This window comes from Salimicrobium flavidum, assembly GCF_900156645.1.
Taxonomy (GTDB): Bacteria; Bacillota; Bacilli; order Bacillales; family Halobacillaceae; genus Salimicrobium; species Salimicrobium flavidum.
The window spans coordinates 100,598-115,057 of sequence record NZ_FTOC01000001.1 but is presented as its reverse complement, the minus strand read 5'-3'; the positions used below and the strand labels follow the sequence as shown (position 1 = coordinate 115,057).

Below are 14,460 nucleotides of genomic sequence, written 5' to 3'. Positions count from 1 at the left end.
TAAAAAAGTTTTATTAAGCAGTAATTATACACTTTTTAAAGCGAAATAGAAAAGATTAAGCATTTATAAAAGGCTCATTTTTCAGTCTTCGATTTGACGAGATAGGCTCCTCCTATAACACCGGCATCATTACCCAGCTCAGCAATAGAGAATTCACACACTTCGTTTACTCTCGGTAAAGCATATCTTTCAAAAGAGGCCTTAAGGGGAGACAACAGCAATTCCCCGGCTTTCGACACGCCTCCGCCTATAATGATTTTTTCGGGATTGATGGAAACTGCCAGGTTTGCTAGAGCGAGGCCCAACTGGTCTGAAACATCATGGACTATCTTACGGCAAACATCATCGTTTTGAGCGTAGCCCTCAAACACATCTTTTGCACTTGGATTTTCTATGTAATGTAAACAGGTGTCATTACTGTCTGCCTTCGCTTCGTCCGCTTTACGAGAAATAGCTGTAGCCGATGCTTCCGTCTCAAGACAGCCATACCTTCCACAATTACAATAATAAGGGGAGTCAGGCTTTACAGTAATATGACCAATTTCCCCGCCGGTGCCGTTCGCACCATTAATCACTTTTTCATTCACTATGATACCGCCGCCTACCCCGGTACCAAGAGTGACTGCGAGCATGCTTTCGCAACCGTTCCCTGCCCCCAGCCATTTTTCTCCAAGTGCTGCAATGTTCGCATCATTATCTGCCCAGACAGGAAGACCGGTAGCATCATACAGAGCTTCCCCCATACTGAAATTCTTCCACCCGATATTAATCGCTTCATAGACGTAGCCCGTATTCTGGTCTATGAATCCGGGCGCTCCTACCCCTATCCCTTTTATCGTACTTTTATCTATATCGAGAGCCTTAAGCGTCTCCTCTAAAGTTGCAGCAACGTCCGAGATAATACCACTTCCCGCTTCATCAGTAACAGTAGGGATTTCCCACTTATAAACCATTTTTCCCTCTGTTGTCAGAATAGCAAGTTTGACGGTCGTGCCTCCAATATCCACCCCAATGTATCGTTGTTTCTCCATAGCCGGTTTACCCCTTCCTTGACTTACGGTCCTTCATATGAGCTATTTCAGATCGTAGCAGCAGAATCGCCATTTGATAATCCTCCTGGGTCATGCACTGCGACTTATACAATTCCTGCACTTCATCTTCCATCAGTTGCATATCCGCTTCACGTTCACCTACATAAATAAAGGTTCCGAATTTCTTCAGGAACTGTTGAATATCATAAATTGTTTGCATTTTTCATCACCATATTCATTATATCAATCCTCTCTCATAAAAGAAATGAAAGATCCTCTGGAAACGGACCTTTCATATTCGCTATTCATTCAACTGAGAGGAAGCAGGCTCTTCAGGTGCCTCTGATTGTAATTCAGGGTTAAGTTCTTCGGCTCTTTCCTTGTGGAAACGAGCATTGCTCTCGTCCCCGCGCCGTTCATAAAGAAGACTCAAATTGTAATGAGCTTCGGCGAACCCGGGGTCGATTTCGACAGCTCTCACCAAGTCTTCAAAAGCCTGTTCTTCTTCTCCCGTACGAAGGTATGCAAAAGAACGTTGAAACAGCCATTCCTCCTCCCATTCCCCTTCTATGTCCTCTTTCTCTTCAGTCATGCTCACCACTTGTTCATATCTTTCTTCTTCATTCAATTCCTGCAAATACTGTATCTCGCCGGCTGTAACTTGCTGTTCACTTCTTATACCGGAGAATAATAAAGAAAATAGAAGGGTCGCATATAGAAGGAGGGCAGATCCTTGATATACACGATGACTCATCTTAGGCAGATCCACCAACTGAGCAGCGATGAACCCTCCTATCAATCCTCCCATATGTCCACTGTTATCAACTTGTGGAACCATGATGCCAAACGCAATATTGATCCCTACCAATATGATCAGATTCCATCCCATCGTCCGGAAGAAAAGAGAAGGGTACCTCCATGCGAAATACAACAAAGCTCCAAATAATCCAAAAATTGCTCCGGAAGCACCAGCAGCTACGGCGTCATTAAAATAGAAACTGGCGCCACTGCCCAGTATCCCAGCAAGAAAGTAGGTGATGAAGAATCGCCAGGACCCGTAAATCTGCTCAACAGCACTTCCCAGGTAAAAAAGCGCGAGCATATTCATAGCAATATGCAAAACCCCGATATGAAGAAACATGGAGGACACGAGTCTCCACCATTCTCCTTTCACGATACCGGGGTTATATTTAGCGCCATACTCGATCAATGTACTGATCGACGTCGTACTTCCGACACTCTCCAAAAAGTAAAACACAATAATATTTAACATTAACAATATATACGTTAACTGTGGTTTGCCGTACTCAAATACATCTTTCATCCGCTGTTTCTGCTTTTCTTTATATGTAATCAGCTGTTGTTTCATGTATTCGATTGTAGATTCATACTCCATAGGTGCATCCGGAAGTTTATAATTGATCGTAAGAGGTTCATCAAGACCAAGACGCCGGGTTAAATCGTCCAATCCATTTTCTTTGTTGTCATCGGAAAGAAAAACAATATTGAAATTAAAATCCAATTTAGTTGAAGGAGAAGTGAAATCATCTACCGGAGGATATTGCGCAATATAGATGACGTGCATTTCTTTTTTACGTCCAGAAAAATACCTTCTGTTCTTTTCCATTTGACGGTTTATATGATCGATATCAGCCTTTACTTGATTGCTCCAATTAAATTCTTTCTGCAGAAGACGTATGATATGTGTTTTCCCTTGTGAAGACTTTTCAAGCCAAACCTCTCCGTGCTGAAGATGTAAGTGTACAATTTCAAAGTTGTGTCGGGAGACGAGATCATATGCCAACTTCCAGAAAAAATATTGCTGTTCCATATGCATACATCTCCTCCTCCCTTCCACATTATCCGTTCAATGTCACTCTCAGATCAGCGACGGACGCTCTCAACAGCTTCCCTTATAACACCGACGGACTTCTCGAACAACCGTTGTTCTTCGTCCGATAAGTTCAACTCGACAATTTCCTTGATACCACTTCTATTCACTACAGCAGGTACTCCTGTGTAAATATCCTCCTGATTGTACTGACCTTCCAGTAGACCGGAGACTGTTACCAGAGCGTTCTCATTATGAAGAATAGCTTTCGTGAGACGCACAAGCCCCATAGCTATGCCGTAATGGGTAGCTCCTTTTCTTTCGATGATATGGTATGCAGCGTCCCTGACTTTATGAAAAATGGGCTCCAAGTCCTCTTGAGAGTATTGGTTTTCATGTTTTTGAATATATTGATTTACATTAATGCCTCCGACATTTGCATGACTCCATACAGGCAACTCTGAATCTCCATGCTCTCCGATTATATAAGCATGAACATTGCGGGCATCGATATCGAAATACTCTCCAAGCTGATACCTGAGTCGTGCAGTATCGAGTATCGTACCTGAGCCGATCACCCGCTCAGACGGTAAGCCTGAAAATTGCCAGGTCATATAACTCAAAACATCAACAGGGTTGGTAGCTACGATGAATATACCGTCGAACGAATGAGCCATTACACCATCCACAATCGACTTAAATACCTTTGTATTTTTCTCCGCAAGGTCTAATCTGGTCTCCCCCGGCATCTGATTCGCTCCTGCCGTTATCACTACAATATCCGCATCCTTACAGTCACTATAAGTACCACGCCATATTTTTTTGGAAGAAGGAGCAAAAGCGAGACCATGATTCAAATCCATGACATCCCCTTCAGCTTTTTCTTCGTTAAGATCAATAAGTACTACTTCATCCGATATTCCCTGGTTCAAAAGCCCAAAAGCATAGCTTGAACCTACTGCACCTGTTCCGATGATAACTACTCTGTTCCTAACTTCCCTCATTGAGTTACTCCTCCTCATGAACACGTATTATACGGTTCTCAGTGATTATTACTTGTACAGGAATATCATGTTCTTCCAATGGGAGCTTCCGCTTTAATTGAGCTTCAGAAGTGATCGAAACCGTCGTCCCGTGAAAACCGGCTAAATATCGATCATAAAAACCCCCGCCAAACCCGATCCGGTATCCCTGATAGTTAAATAATAAACCAGGTACGAACAGTAAATCAATGTCTATTTTGTGAATTATTGAACATGTAGATGTATCCGGTTCCATAATACCACTATACCCCGGTATCAACTGATCATAACTTCTCACCAGATAAAAATCCATATCCTTAAGCGAAGGAGAGACCTTGGGAATGGCGACTTTTTTTCCTTCTTTCCATGCTTTTTCAACATAATATTTCGTCGACCATTCAGGAAACTTCGAAACAGTGATAGCGATAGTTTCAGCTTCTGCCCACTCCTTGGAGGAAAGGACTTTTTCTAATTGAACAAACTCTACGTTTTGTCTTTCTTCTTCTTGCAAATCCTCTAAGTATCTCTTCGTTTTGTCTCGCAGAATCTTTTTATCCACCTATCCACCTTCTTCCTGCAAGAGTTATGTTCGAGACGAAAGCAATTCTAAAAAAACAGATCGCAACAAAGTATGTCGCGATCTGCTTGTAGTACATTATTTAGTTTCACGGTGCAACGTGTGCTTCCCTTGACGTGGACTGTACTTCATCAGTTCCAGACGCTCTGGGTTTTTACGTTTGTTCTTAGTAGTGATATAGTTACGATCGCCTGTTTCTGTGCAAGCCATTGTAATGTTTACGCGCATATCTTATCCCTCCAATAATTCTTTTAGCATTATGATTTTAGTGTAATAATCAGACTTAATAATAATATCAGATAGTTGCTGAGCTTTCAAGTAGTTTTGCTATACAACTATAGTCATTTTCTTTGACGTATGTTATAACTAAGGAAAAAGAGGTGTCCATTTAATGATTGAAACGGTTTTAATGTGCCTCATCGGCATATCAGTCGTCCTTTTCCTACTTTCTTTTCTCACTTCGAATTCCTTCAAAAAATTAGAAGAAGAGATAGAACAGAATCAACTCCAGTCTATGCAGGAAATGTACACGTTAAAAAAGAAAGTACAGGTGCTTGAAGAAGAACTATTACATAAACCTGAACTTGAACCGTCCACATTTTCCCCTTCCCTTCCACAAAAAGTGACCCAATTGAAACAGAATGGTTACTCCGTCCGTGAAATTTCACAAATGACGCAGGTGAATGAACATGACGTTTATAGACTGATGCACCAGCAGAATGAAAAAGGGGGATTTTTATGAGACCAGTTCTTCAAGCGTTCGCTTCCGGGCTATTAGCAGCGACTCTCCTATTAGGAGTGGTTTATTACACAGGGAACGCCGACGCAAAAGTCGAAAAGGAGACTAATGAACCGGCGACCGAAGAAATGATCGCAAAGTTAAAAGACGATGATTATGTAATCCACACAGAAAAAGAATGGAAGCAGCTTCAGACACAGGAGGAGAAGGAACAATCGAATTCAACTCCCGACTCCTACATCCGTACATATGAAATCACCGTTTCTCAAGGGATGAGTTCCAGAGACATTAGCAAAAAACTTGAAAAAGCCTCAATTATCGAGGACGCTCTAACTTTCAATGACTATCTTATTGAAAATGGATTCAGTAAAAAAATCCAAACAGGTAACTTTCTTGTGGATGATCGTATGGACAGGTCCGAACTAGCTGAGACTTTAACTTCCGAATAAAAAACCCCGGAACAAAAAGACTGGAATAGTGTTAAGCCCGCACCGAAACATTTGGTGCTATAAGTGATGGAAAAAACACGAAAAAAACCTGTGGTAACCGCGCGAACTGAATCTCCGCCTGATATAACTGATTTTTTATCAAGTCAGCCTCGCCTTACCACAGAAATCGACGTGTATTACTCCTATCACCATTTGATTACCGAATACATATAAAATTGACTTTAATCCCGGAATCTCAATCATTCAATGAAATGATTTTTCCTTTATTCAGGTATAAAACACTCTCTCCTATATTTGTTATATGATCGCCGAAGCGCTCAATATAACGAGCAACAAAAGACATCTGCATAACATGTTGGATCTGTTCTGTGTTGACAGCGGTCCGTTTCATAAGGTCCTGAACAACATGAGCGAATTTGTCATCAAGCTCATTGTCGATTTCAGCCAATTGAGAAGCTATGGAAATATCTTCATACTCGAAGGCCGACATAGAAGTATCCACCATTTTCAAAGCGATTACTTTCATCTGCTCAATTTCATCAGGTAAAGGAATTCCATGATTTTCCCCGAGTTGTATCGTCGCTTTCGCTACATTTCTTGCATGGTCTCCCATTCGCTCAAGATCAGTGGCAATGCGGAGCGCCACGATCAATCGTCGCAAGTCCTTCGCAAACGGTTGCTGCTTGGCAATCAACAGTATAGCTTTTTCATTGATTTCAAGCTCCCGTTCATCCAATTTTTCATCAGCGGCAATTATTCCTTCCGCTCCCTCCACGTCTCCGTGATAAAGGCAATCAACTGAGGAAGTTAGCGCCTCTTTCACTTCCTCAGCGAACGTTATAATGTTGGATTTGATATCTGTCAAATCGTCTTCGAATTTTTGTCTCATCCTTTAGCCCCCTTTGTATCAGCCGAAACGCCCGGTGATATAGTCTTCTGTCCTTTTATCTGTAGGAGTTTGGAACAACTGATTTGTATTCGCGTATTCTACAAGTTCTCCGTTGAGGAAAAAACCGGTCCGATCAGAGATACGTGCCGCTTGTTGCATATTGTGCGTAACGATTACGATACTATACTCCTTTTTCAGCTCCTGAATGAGTTCTTCCACTTTTGAAGTGGAAATCGGATCGAGGGCTGAAGTCGGCTCATCCATCAAGATGACATCAGGCTCGACCGCCAGCGCCCTAGCTATGCAAACACGCTGTTGCTGACCTCCGGAAAGACCGAAAGCATTCTCGTTCAGGCGATCCTTCACCTCATCCCAGATAGCTGCCCCACGAAGACTTCTTTCCACTATCTGATCCAAGGTCTTTTTGTCTTTGATACCATGGATCTTAGGCCCATAAGCGACATTCTCATACACAGATTTCGGGAAAGGATTGGGTTTTTGAAAAACCATCCCCACTTTCATCCGAAGATCCTCCACTCTGTATTTTTCTTCATAAATGTTCTGATCCCCATAATTGATTGCTCCTGTAGTCTTCACACTTGGAACCATTTCCACCATACGGTTCAACGTTTTGATGAAAGTGGATTTCCCGCACCCTGATGGTCCGATTATGGCTGTTACCTGGTATTTAGGAATATCCATATTGATCTCATAGAGGGCCTGATCATCCCCATACCACAAATTCAAATCTTGCACTTCAAATATATTTGAGGAAGCCGTTTCCTCTTTTACAGGATTTACGCTCTGTTTCTCCATTTCAATCATCATTGCTCCTCCTTATCAATAACGCGTTTGGTATTTATTCCTTATCCATACGGCAATAGCATTCATTAATAGTAAAATAACCAACAACACTATGATACCTGCCGCCGCTACGAACTGCCATTCTTCCTGCGGTCTTGCCGTCCACTTATAAATCTGGATAGGCATCACTGTATATTTCGATAAGAGTGACTCGGGGAGTGTATAAATCGCTGTAGCCGCTCCTACAATAATCAGAGGCGCCGTCTCCCCTATCCCTCTTGAAAGGGAAAGTATAATCCCGGTAAGGATCCCGGGCACAGCAGCCGGAAGTATAACTCTTACAATCGTCTGCCATTTCGATGCCCCCATCCCGTAAGAGGCTTCCTTCACTTCAGCGGGCACAGAGCGCAGAGCTTCCTGGGAGCTGACTACGACGATAGGAAGGATCAATAACGCCATCGTCAACCCTCCCGCGAGCAGTCTGTATCCTATACCGAATAAATAGACAAAGAACGTCAGACCAAGCAAACCGAAAACGATCGAAGGAACTCCTGCAAGGTTCTGAATATTGACCCGGATGAACTCGGACAGTTTATTTTGAGGTGAATATTCTTCCAGGTAAATTGCTGTAGATATTCCTATGAATACAGCAACTACCGCTACAATCCCCATAAGCATTAATGAGCCGACGATTCCCGGCCAAATTCCTGCTTCCTCCGGATAAGGAGCAGGGAAGCTTGTAATGAAATTCAAGTTCAGGTAACCCCATCCTTGTGAAAAAACACGATAGAACAACATTACAAGAAATAAAAGTGCAATGACCGTAGCACTGAAAAACAGCGATTTCATCACCCTATTTTTCAACACTCGGCTTTTTAAATTTTTGGTTTCCATCAATATTCCTCCCTGAATTTACGAGAAATATATTGAGACAATAGGTTCATGATCATAGTTAGTACGAATAAGGTGATACCAACCGCATACAGACTGTAATAAATGATCGATCCGAACGTCGTATCTCCTGTTGCAGCCTGCACAATGAATGCTGTCATCGTCTGCACAGAGTCTGTAGGGTTCATAGTAAGACTCGGAGTTGCACCAGCAGCTATTGTCACAATCATCGTTTCTCCGATAGCTCTTGAAATAGCCAGCACTACCGCTGCGATAATCCCGGATAAGGCAGCGGGAACGACGACTTTTATCGCTACTTCCAGCCTCGTACCTCCTAAAGCATACGCCCCTTCTCTTAATGAATTGGGGACAGCATTCATCGCATCTTCAGATAAGGATGCCACCATAGGTACAATCATGATTCCTACAACAACACCACCACTGAGTGCGTTGAAAATACTTAGTTCCGGAATGATCGACTGCAAAATCGGTGTTACAAAGGTAAGTGCAAAAAACCCATAAACCACCGTAGGAATCCCCGCAAGGATTTCGAGAATTGGTTTTATCGTTTTCCTGACGCTTTCGCTGGCATATTCACTCAAAAATATCGCCGACATTAATCCCAAAGGTACGGCAACTACTGTCGCTATCACAGTTATCAAAAGAGTACCGCTTATAAGCGGTAACACCCCAAAGTCACCTGACCACGGGGACCAGTTTGTTCCCGTGTAAAATTCAATGATAGAAACTTCAGAAAAGAAGCCGACCGTTTCTCTCAGCAACGTAAAGAGAATTCCTGCTGTAGTCAAAATACTGACAAGAGCACATAACAACAACAAATAAGGAATGATATTTTCAAGCTTTCTGACTTTCAACTTTTTCGATCTTTTTTCATCTAATAAAGAGCGCACATTCACTGTTTGAGAAGATGTTGCCGATATCCTGGACATTACATACACCCCTTTCATCCATCTCACCTTTCAAGCCGGGAAGACATGCTCCCCGGCCTGAATTTATATTATTCCATCATCTCTTTGATTTCATCCAGTTGCTTCTGGTATTCTTCATCGTTCAGAGACACATATCCGACTTCTTCTGCTGCTTGACCTGCATTATTCAGTGTGAATTCCACAAATTCAGACACCGCTTCTTTTTCGTTCATCTTCTCTACGTTCACGTAGGTGAACAAAGGTCTTGAAAGAGGAGCGTAAGAACCATCCTGAATTGTTTCACCACTCGGTTCTACCATCTCACCATCAGGGTTCTCAACAGCCAGAGCTCTAAGTGTATCTTTGTTCTCTGCGTAGTAGGCGTAACCGAAATATCCGATTGCGTACGGGTCATTTTGAATCCCTGTTACGAGTGTATTGTCATCTTCCGAAAGAGCAGTGTTATCTCCTTCTTTCATAGGATTCTCTTCCAAAATCACTTCATTCCAGTAATCGAATGTGCCTGAATCATGCCCCGGGGAAAATATTTTAATATCTTCCTCTGGCCAATCTTCATTCAGATCAGACCACTTTGTAACGTCAGAAGACTCCAGAAAAATCTGTTTCAATTGATCCGTAGTAAGTTCTTCGACAAAGTCATTCTGCTCACTCACTACTACACTTAATCCATCGTAAGCTATTTCTATCTCATGAAGGTTGATGTTGTTATCTTCAGCTTGTTGTTTTTCTTCTTCTTTTATCGGACGGGAGGCATTACTCAAATCAATCTCTCCGACTGTCGATTTCTTGAACCCGCCGCCGGAACCGGAACTATTAAGTGATATGTCAACCTCCGGATATTCCTGATTGAACCGATACGTCAGTCCCTCCATAACGGGGTAAACAGTAGATGATCCATCTATAGTGACTGAACCTTCGAGAGCACCTTCTCCTTCACTTTCATTCGCGTTAGCTCCTTCTTCTTCTGAAGACCCGCATGCTGCGAGTAATAGAACCATTGTCAGAATAAGACTAAAACCGAAAACTTTTTTCATCAGTAATCCCCCTTGAATAATTTATCGTCAGCAATTCCTTGCTACACTTCTCATAATAGAGGCTAAGTATGAATTACAAATGAAGTGTGTGTAAACATTACGTAAACTTATCAGAACCCAGGTAACCCGATCTCTCTTCAATTTCTGTCTCGCCGTGGAAACGTCTTCGTTCAACTAACGGCTGCAACGGCTTTCGCCGATCGAGGCTTGAACCATATAAGTGCATGCCCATAGTAGGAACACAAAAAAACACTCTCACCTTCAAAGGTGAGAGTGTTTCAATGTTCAACTCTTTATTATTTAGCTGCGTCGTAACGTTTTTCAACTTCATCCCAGTTCACTACGTTCCAGAAAGCTGCAACGTAATCAGGACGACGGTTTTGATAATTAAGGTAATAAGCGTGTTCCCACACATCTAAACCGAAGATAGGTGTTTTTCCTTCCATAATAGGGGAGTCCTGGTTAAGCGTATCCATGACTTCTAGGTTTCCGTTGTTTACTACAAGCCATGCCCAACCGGAACCGAAACGTCCCTTAGCTGTTGCTTCGAATTTCTGTTTGAAGTCTTCGAAACTGCCGAATGTCTTCTTAATGTCTTCAGCGAGAGCACCGCTCGGTTCGCCACCGCCATTAGGAGACATGATAGTCCAAAATAGACTGTGGTTGGCATGTCCGCCACCATTTCTGCGTACTGGAGTTTTGATATCTTCTGGTACAGCTTCAAGATTGTTCTGAAGAAGCTCTTCTAATGATTTATCCTGCAGATCACTGTGACCCTCAAGAGCATCATTCAAAGTCGATACATACTTGTTGTGGTGTTTCGTATGGTGAATGTTCATCGTTTCCTTATCGATTGTCGGTTCCAACGCATCATATGCATATGGAAGTTCTGGAAGTTCAAATTTAGCCATAAATAAAATCCTCCTTAATTTTTAATATGTAAGGATGTTCACACCCTTACTATTAACTTACCAAACGGTCAGTATCGATGCAAATGATTTGAACGACTACCTCCCGCGCACATTTATATCTATTCCACGAGTTTTAAATGATTAAACAAAAAAGCCATCAAATTCTATAGAATTTGATGGCTTTTACTAATTGTATGGCTCGGGACGGAATCGAACCGCCGACACACGGATTTTCAGTCCGTTGCTCTACCGACTGAGCTACCGAGCCGAAATAAAGTAAGTGGCGGAGGAGGAGGGATTCGAACCCCCGCGCGCCCGAAAGGACGCCTGGCGGCTTTCGAGGCCGCTCCCTTCAGCCGTACTTGGGTACTCCCCCTTGAAAAAAATGGACCCTGCAGGACTCGAACCTGCGACCGATCGGTTATGAGCCGATAGCTCTAACCAGCTGAGCTAAGGGTCCGTATGGGGCGGTTGATGGGGATCGAACCCACGTATGCCGGAACCACAATCCGGTGCGTTAACCACTTCGCCACAACCGCCATAAAAAATATGTAATGGCGGTGGAGGGAATCGAACCCACGACCTCACGGGTATGAACCGTACGCTCTAGCCAGCTGAGCTACACCGCCATATGAAGTATTTTAACGACGCTATTTAATATAGCACGCTATCTCTTTCATTGTCAATGACCATTGAAGTTTTTTTGAATTTTTAACGGAAGAAGGGGGAGTCCCCTTCTTCCGTTAAAGTAAATTATAAACTTTCTTTTTCTCCCAGAACTTCCTCTGCAATATTCACTGCATGGTCCCCGATACGTTCAAGGTTGCTTAACATATCTACAAACACGATACCTGCCTGTCCTGAACATATACCTTCATTGAGACGAATAATGTGTTTTTTGCGATACGTGCGTTCCATGCGATCCAATTCATTTTCTTTTCTCACTACAGCCCGAGCCTCTTCTTCGTCCATTCCTTCAAGGGCTCTCGTAGCCTGGCTCACTGTTTGAAGAGTGAGATCGAACATTTCATCCAAATCGTCATGAGCCTGTTCTGTAAGGTTCACTTTGTGTGTGTTTTTGTAATCGATCAATTCGATGAGGTTTTCAAAGTGATCACCGATTCTTTCAAAGTCACGTACGGAATCCATAAGCGCTCCGTGTTTATGACTATCATCATCAGACAATGAAGCCTGCGATAAGTCGACCAGATAATCCGTGATTTTTCTATCCAGATTATTAAGAGCTTCCTCTATTTGCATAGCCAATTCCGAATGTTTCTTTTGATTATTTTTCAAATAAAGATTCGTTTCATTCAAACCTTTGTACGCATAGTCACCCATACGAATGACTTCCGCCTTCGCCTGGTCGAGTGCGAGTGAAGGAGACTGTTCAATGAATATAGGATCGAGGTGCTGAGGTTTATATTCTATGACCGAATCCTCCCCTGGCACGAGTTTCATAACAATCCATGCCAACAATGCTATGAAAGGAAATTGCACTACAGTGTTCGCAATATTGAAAGAGCCGTGAGCAAAAGCTATTGTCATTTCAGGTCCGAGATCCAGAGAACTACTTATCCATCTTACATAAGCTTCAAACGGAACGAGTAATAATAGAAACACGACAGCCCCCAGCACATTGAATATCACGTGGGCAAAAGCGGCGCGTTTCGCGCCGATGCTGGCCCCGATAGCTGCCAGCACAGCTGTTACGGTCGTACCGATGTTGTCACCGAACAATACAGGCAGAGCCGCATCCAGAGATACAAGCCCTTCCCCCATCAAACTTTGAAGAATGCCTATTGTAGCACTGGAACTTTGAACGATTACTGTAAATAACACCCCGACAACTACTCCGAGAACAGGGTTGTTACTCATGCTGACCGTCAATTCTGTAAAAGCTTGAACGTTCTCAAGGGGTTCTACACCTTTCCCCATCGTTTCAAGTCCAAAGAAAAGCGCACCAAACCCGAAAATCGTTTGCCCCCAGTTTGTTACTTTATAGTTCTTAAAGAAGAAAATAAGGAAAGCACCGACCGCCAATATTGGTAGACCATAGGCTTTTATATCAATACCAATGATAAAAGCTGTTAAGGTCGTTCCGATATTCGCTCCCATAATAACTCCTATGGCCTGCCTGAAGGTCATAAAACCGGCATTAACAAGACCTACAGTCAATACAGTAGTAGTCGAACTACTTTGAAGGAACCCGGTCACGATCGCACCGGCTACCACACCCATAAATGGGTTCTTTGTAAATTTATCCAGAATGTCTCTGAGTCGATCCCCGGCGGTACGCTGCAACCCGTCGGCCATGTACTTCAAACCGAACAAGAATATTCCGAGCCCACCAAAAAATTGAAATATAATGTCCTGATAGCTGATATCCAATTTCTCCACCCTTTCATCATCCAAGTGTAGTGCAAATAAATTATAATTTTATTTATCTCTCTATTGCCGTATTCATTATTAATGATTGGCAGAGTACTTGTAAAGGATATTCGCAAATCTTAACATTAACTTTACAAAAGAAAGTGGAAGCCCTCTGTTCAGGCTTCCACTTTCTTAACAAGTATTCTTGTGCCATCCGCATTTTCCACTGTGATCTTGTCCCCTTTTTCCATCCATTTTCCGTTCGTAGAAGCGCTATATTCTTCCCCCTTCACTTTGATTGTTCCTGTCGGGCGCATATCCGTTACTGCAACTCCTTCTTCCCCAATCAAAGCTCTATATGTTTCATTCATACTGTTATAACCACGCTCCGACGATAACTGATCGTTCAATGCAAGCTTGCTCCACATTTTCCGCCTCGGAAACACTTTAAGAAATACCAATGAAGATAAACCGCCAAGAACGACTCCACTTGCGCTGTATAGACCCGCTCCCCATGTCGGAGCACTGAGGCTGACAGATAGGATCATTATAACTGCGCCAATGGTGCCGAGTGTCCCATCATTGATGAATTTACCGTCCACGATAAGTAACGCAAGACCCAGGATATACATAGCCCCCATCAGGAAAAACATATCCGGCTCAAGATAAGAGGAAAAATAGACGGTGATGAACCCAATACCGAGTAAAGCGAAAACCCCCTTCATCCTTACGAGCAATTCCCCAAGGAGAAACATTGTACTTAAAAATGTTATAAAGAAAGCTACCCAGTCATATGTCAACATTTCATTCACCTCACCTTTAGTATATGTACGAATCTGAAACAAATTCGGTTTCAATAAATTCTCCTGCTTTGTAGAAAATCAGAAACATGATATGATATTACTGTTTAGTATAAAGGAAAAAGGAAAACTTCTCATTTAGAATAATAGCCGTTATAA

General features: G+C 42.6%; 16 protein-coding genes and 5 tRNA genes. 2 read left to right on the top strand and 19 right to left on the bottom strand.

The genetic code is table 11. From position 1 onward, the window contains the following. Window positions 1-74: 74 nt before the first annotated feature. From BW944_RS00630 to rpmG, 6 genes are all read right to left on the bottom strand, one after another. On the bottom strand, window positions 75-1,031 hold the full coding sequence (locus BW944_RS00630; RefSeq protein ID WP_076556400.1) for an ROK family glucokinase: 957 nt from the start codon (window positions 1,029-1,031) through the stop codon (window positions 75-77). A gap of 7 nt (window positions 1,032-1,038) precedes the next feature. Then, window positions 1,039-1,251 carry a YqgQ family protein gene (locus tag BW944_RS00625; RefSeq protein WP_076556399.1) on the bottom strand — a complete coding sequence of 71 codons (213 nt, stop codon included), beginning with the start codon at window positions 1,249-1,251 and terminating at the stop codon, window positions 1,039-1,041. A gap of 81 nt (window positions 1,252-1,332) precedes the next feature. Further along, entirely contained in the window at window positions 1,333-2,862 is a 1,530-nt protein-coding gene (locus BW944_RS00620) for a rhomboid family protein (RefSeq protein WP_159438112.1), read from the bottom strand. Window positions 2,863-2,915: 53 nt separating this feature from the next. After that, window positions 2,916-3,866: an L-lactate dehydrogenase gene (locus tag BW944_RS00615; RefSeq protein ID WP_076556397.1), complete on the bottom strand. Its 951-nt coding sequence runs from the start codon at window positions 3,864-3,866 to the stop codon at window positions 2,916-2,918. A gap of 4 nt (window positions 3,867-3,870) precedes the next feature. Continuing rightward, entirely contained in the window at window positions 3,871-4,443 is a 573-nt protein-coding gene (locus tag BW944_RS00610; RefSeq protein WP_076556396.1) for a 5-formyltetrahydrofolate cyclo-ligase, read from the bottom strand. A gap of 96 nt (window positions 4,444-4,539) precedes the next feature. Further along, on the bottom strand, window positions 4,540-4,689 hold the full coding sequence (rpmG, locus tag BW944_RS00605; protein ID WP_076556395.1) for a 50S ribosomal protein L33: 150 nt from the start codon (window positions 4,687-4,689) through the stop codon (window positions 4,540-4,542). A gap of 163 nt (window positions 4,690-4,852) precedes the next feature. On the opposite strand from rpmG, the gene BW944_RS00600 reads away from it, so the two are divergent. Together BW944_RS00600 and BW944_RS15195 are read left to right on the top strand one after the other, a co-directional pair. Continuing rightward, the gene (locus BW944_RS00600) at window positions 4,853-5,203 is read left to right on the top strand and encodes a hypothetical protein (RefSeq protein ID WP_076556394.1); all 351 of its coding nucleotides are present in this window, start codon (window positions 4,853-4,855) and stop codon (window positions 5,201-5,203) included. After that, window positions 5,200-5,649 (top strand): hypothetical protein, encoded by a 450-nt coding sequence (locus tag BW944_RS15195; protein ID WP_076556393.1) that lies wholly within the window; start codon window positions 5,200-5,202, stop codon window positions 5,647-5,649. Before BW944_RS00600 ends, BW944_RS15195 begins: the two co-directional genes overlap by 4 nt. Window positions 5,650-5,884: 235 nt before the next feature. Here the strand turns inward: BW944_RS15195 and phoU are convergent, their stop codons facing one another. The 13 genes from phoU to BW944_RS00530 form a co-directional block, all read right to left on the bottom strand. Further along, complete coding sequence (gene phoU / locus BW944_RS00590; RefSeq protein WP_076556392.1) at window positions 5,885-6,538, bottom strand: phosphate signaling complex protein PhoU; 654 nt, start codon at window positions 6,536-6,538, stop codon at window positions 5,885-5,887. An 18-nt stretch (window positions 6,539-6,556) separates the two neighbouring features. Next, window positions 6,557-7,366 carry a phosphate ABC transporter ATP-binding protein PstB gene (gene pstB, locus BW944_RS00585; RefSeq protein ID WP_076556391.1) on the bottom strand — a complete coding sequence of 270 codons (810 nt, stop codon included), beginning with the start codon at window positions 7,364-7,366 and terminating at the stop codon, window positions 6,557-6,559. A 12-nt stretch (window positions 7,367-7,378) separates the two neighbouring features. Next, window positions 7,379-8,236: a phosphate ABC transporter permease PstA gene (gene pstA / locus BW944_RS00580; RefSeq protein WP_076556390.1), complete on the bottom strand. Its 858-nt coding sequence runs from the start codon at window positions 8,234-8,236 to the stop codon at window positions 7,379-7,381. Beyond that, complete coding sequence (gene pstC, locus BW944_RS00575; RefSeq protein ID WP_084193573.1) at window positions 8,236-9,183, bottom strand: phosphate ABC transporter permease subunit PstC; 948 nt, start codon at window positions 9,181-9,183, stop codon at window positions 8,236-8,238. Before pstC ends, pstA begins: the two co-directional genes overlap by 1 nt. Before the next feature lie 68 nt (window positions 9,184-9,251). Then, entirely contained in the window at window positions 9,252-10,217 is a 966-nt protein-coding gene (locus tag BW944_RS00570; protein WP_076556388.1) for a PstS family phosphate ABC transporter substrate-binding protein, read from the bottom strand. 296 nt (window positions 10,218-10,513) lie between these two features. After that, entirely contained in the window at window positions 10,514-11,128 is a 615-nt protein-coding gene (locus tag BW944_RS00565; RefSeq protein ID WP_076556387.1) for a superoxide dismutase, read from the bottom strand. A 195-nt stretch (window positions 11,129-11,323) separates the two neighbouring features. After that, window positions 11,324-11,396 (bottom strand) — tRNA-Phe (locus tag BW944_RS00560). 13 nt (window positions 11,397-11,409) lie between these two features. Next, window positions 11,410-11,504, bottom strand: a tRNA-Ser gene (locus BW944_RS00555). 10 nt (window positions 11,505-11,514) lie between these two features. Beyond that, window positions 11,515-11,588 (bottom strand) — tRNA-Ile (locus BW944_RS00550). 3 nt (window positions 11,589-11,591) lie between these two features. Next, window positions 11,592-11,667: transfer RNA gene (locus BW944_RS00545), tRNA-His, on the bottom strand. 16 nt (window positions 11,668-11,683) lie between these two features. Beyond that, window positions 11,684-11,757 (bottom strand) — tRNA-Met (locus BW944_RS00540). 124 nt (window positions 11,758-11,881) lie between these two features. After that, a complete protein-coding gene (locus tag BW944_RS00535) occupies window positions 11,882-13,519 on the bottom strand; it encodes a Na/Pi cotransporter family protein (RefSeq protein ID WP_076556896.1) in 1,638 nt (545 codons plus the stop codon). Between the two features lie 158 nt (window positions 13,520-13,677). Next, window positions 13,678-14,358 (bottom strand): NfeD family protein, encoded by a 681-nt coding sequence (locus BW944_RS00530; protein ID WP_407690074.1) that lies wholly within the window; start codon window positions 14,356-14,358, stop codon window positions 13,678-13,680. Window positions 14,359-14,460: the final 102 nt, after the last annotated feature.

Coding starts and splice junctions, on each gene's coding strand:
- rpmG (WP_076556395.1), bottom strand. CDS start 4,689: ATGCGCGTAAACATTACAATGGCTTGCACAGAAACAGGCGATCGTAAC.
- BW944_RS00565 (WP_076556387.1), bottom strand. CDS start 11,128: ATGGCTAAATTTGAACTTCCAGAACTTCCATATGCATATGATGCGTTG.
- BW944_RS00625 (WP_076556399.1), bottom strand. CDS start 1,251: ATGCAAACAATTTATGATATTCAACAGTTCCTGAAGAAATTCGGAACC.
- pstB (WP_076556391.1), bottom strand. CDS start 7,366: ATGATGATTGAAATGGAGAAACAGAGCGTAAATCCTGTAAAAGAGGAA.
- pstA (WP_076556390.1), bottom strand. CDS start 8,236: ATGGAAACCAAAAATTTAAAAAGCCGAGTGTTGAAAAATAGGGTGATG.
- BW944_RS00600 (WP_076556394.1), top strand. CDS start 4,853: ATGATTGAAACGGTTTTAATGTGCCTCATCGGCATATCAGTCGTCCTT.
- BW944_RS00570 (WP_076556388.1), bottom strand. CDS start 10,217: ATGAAAAAAGTTTTCGGTTTTAGTCTTATTCTGACAATGGTTCTATTA.
- BW944_RS00615 (WP_076556397.1), bottom strand. CDS start 3,866: ATGAGGGAAGTTAGGAACAGAGTAGTTATCATCGGAACAGGTGCAGTA.
- pstC (WP_084193573.1), bottom strand. CDS start 9,183: ATGTCCAGGATATCGGCAACATCTTCTCAAACAGTGAATGTGCGCTCT.
- BW944_RS00620 (WP_159438112.1), bottom strand. CDS start 2,862: ATGGAACAGCAATATTTTTTCTGGAAGTTGGCATATGATCTCGTCTCC.
- phoU (WP_076556392.1), bottom strand. CDS start 6,538: ATGAGACAAAAATTCGAAGACGATTTGACAGATATCAAATCCAACATT.
- BW944_RS15195 (WP_076556393.1), top strand. CDS start 5,200: ATGAGACCAGTTCTTCAAGCGTTCGCTTCCGGGCTATTAGCAGCGACT.
- BW944_RS00630 (WP_076556400.1), bottom strand. CDS start 1,031: ATGGAGAAACAACGATACATTGGGGTGGATATTGGAGGCACGACCGTC.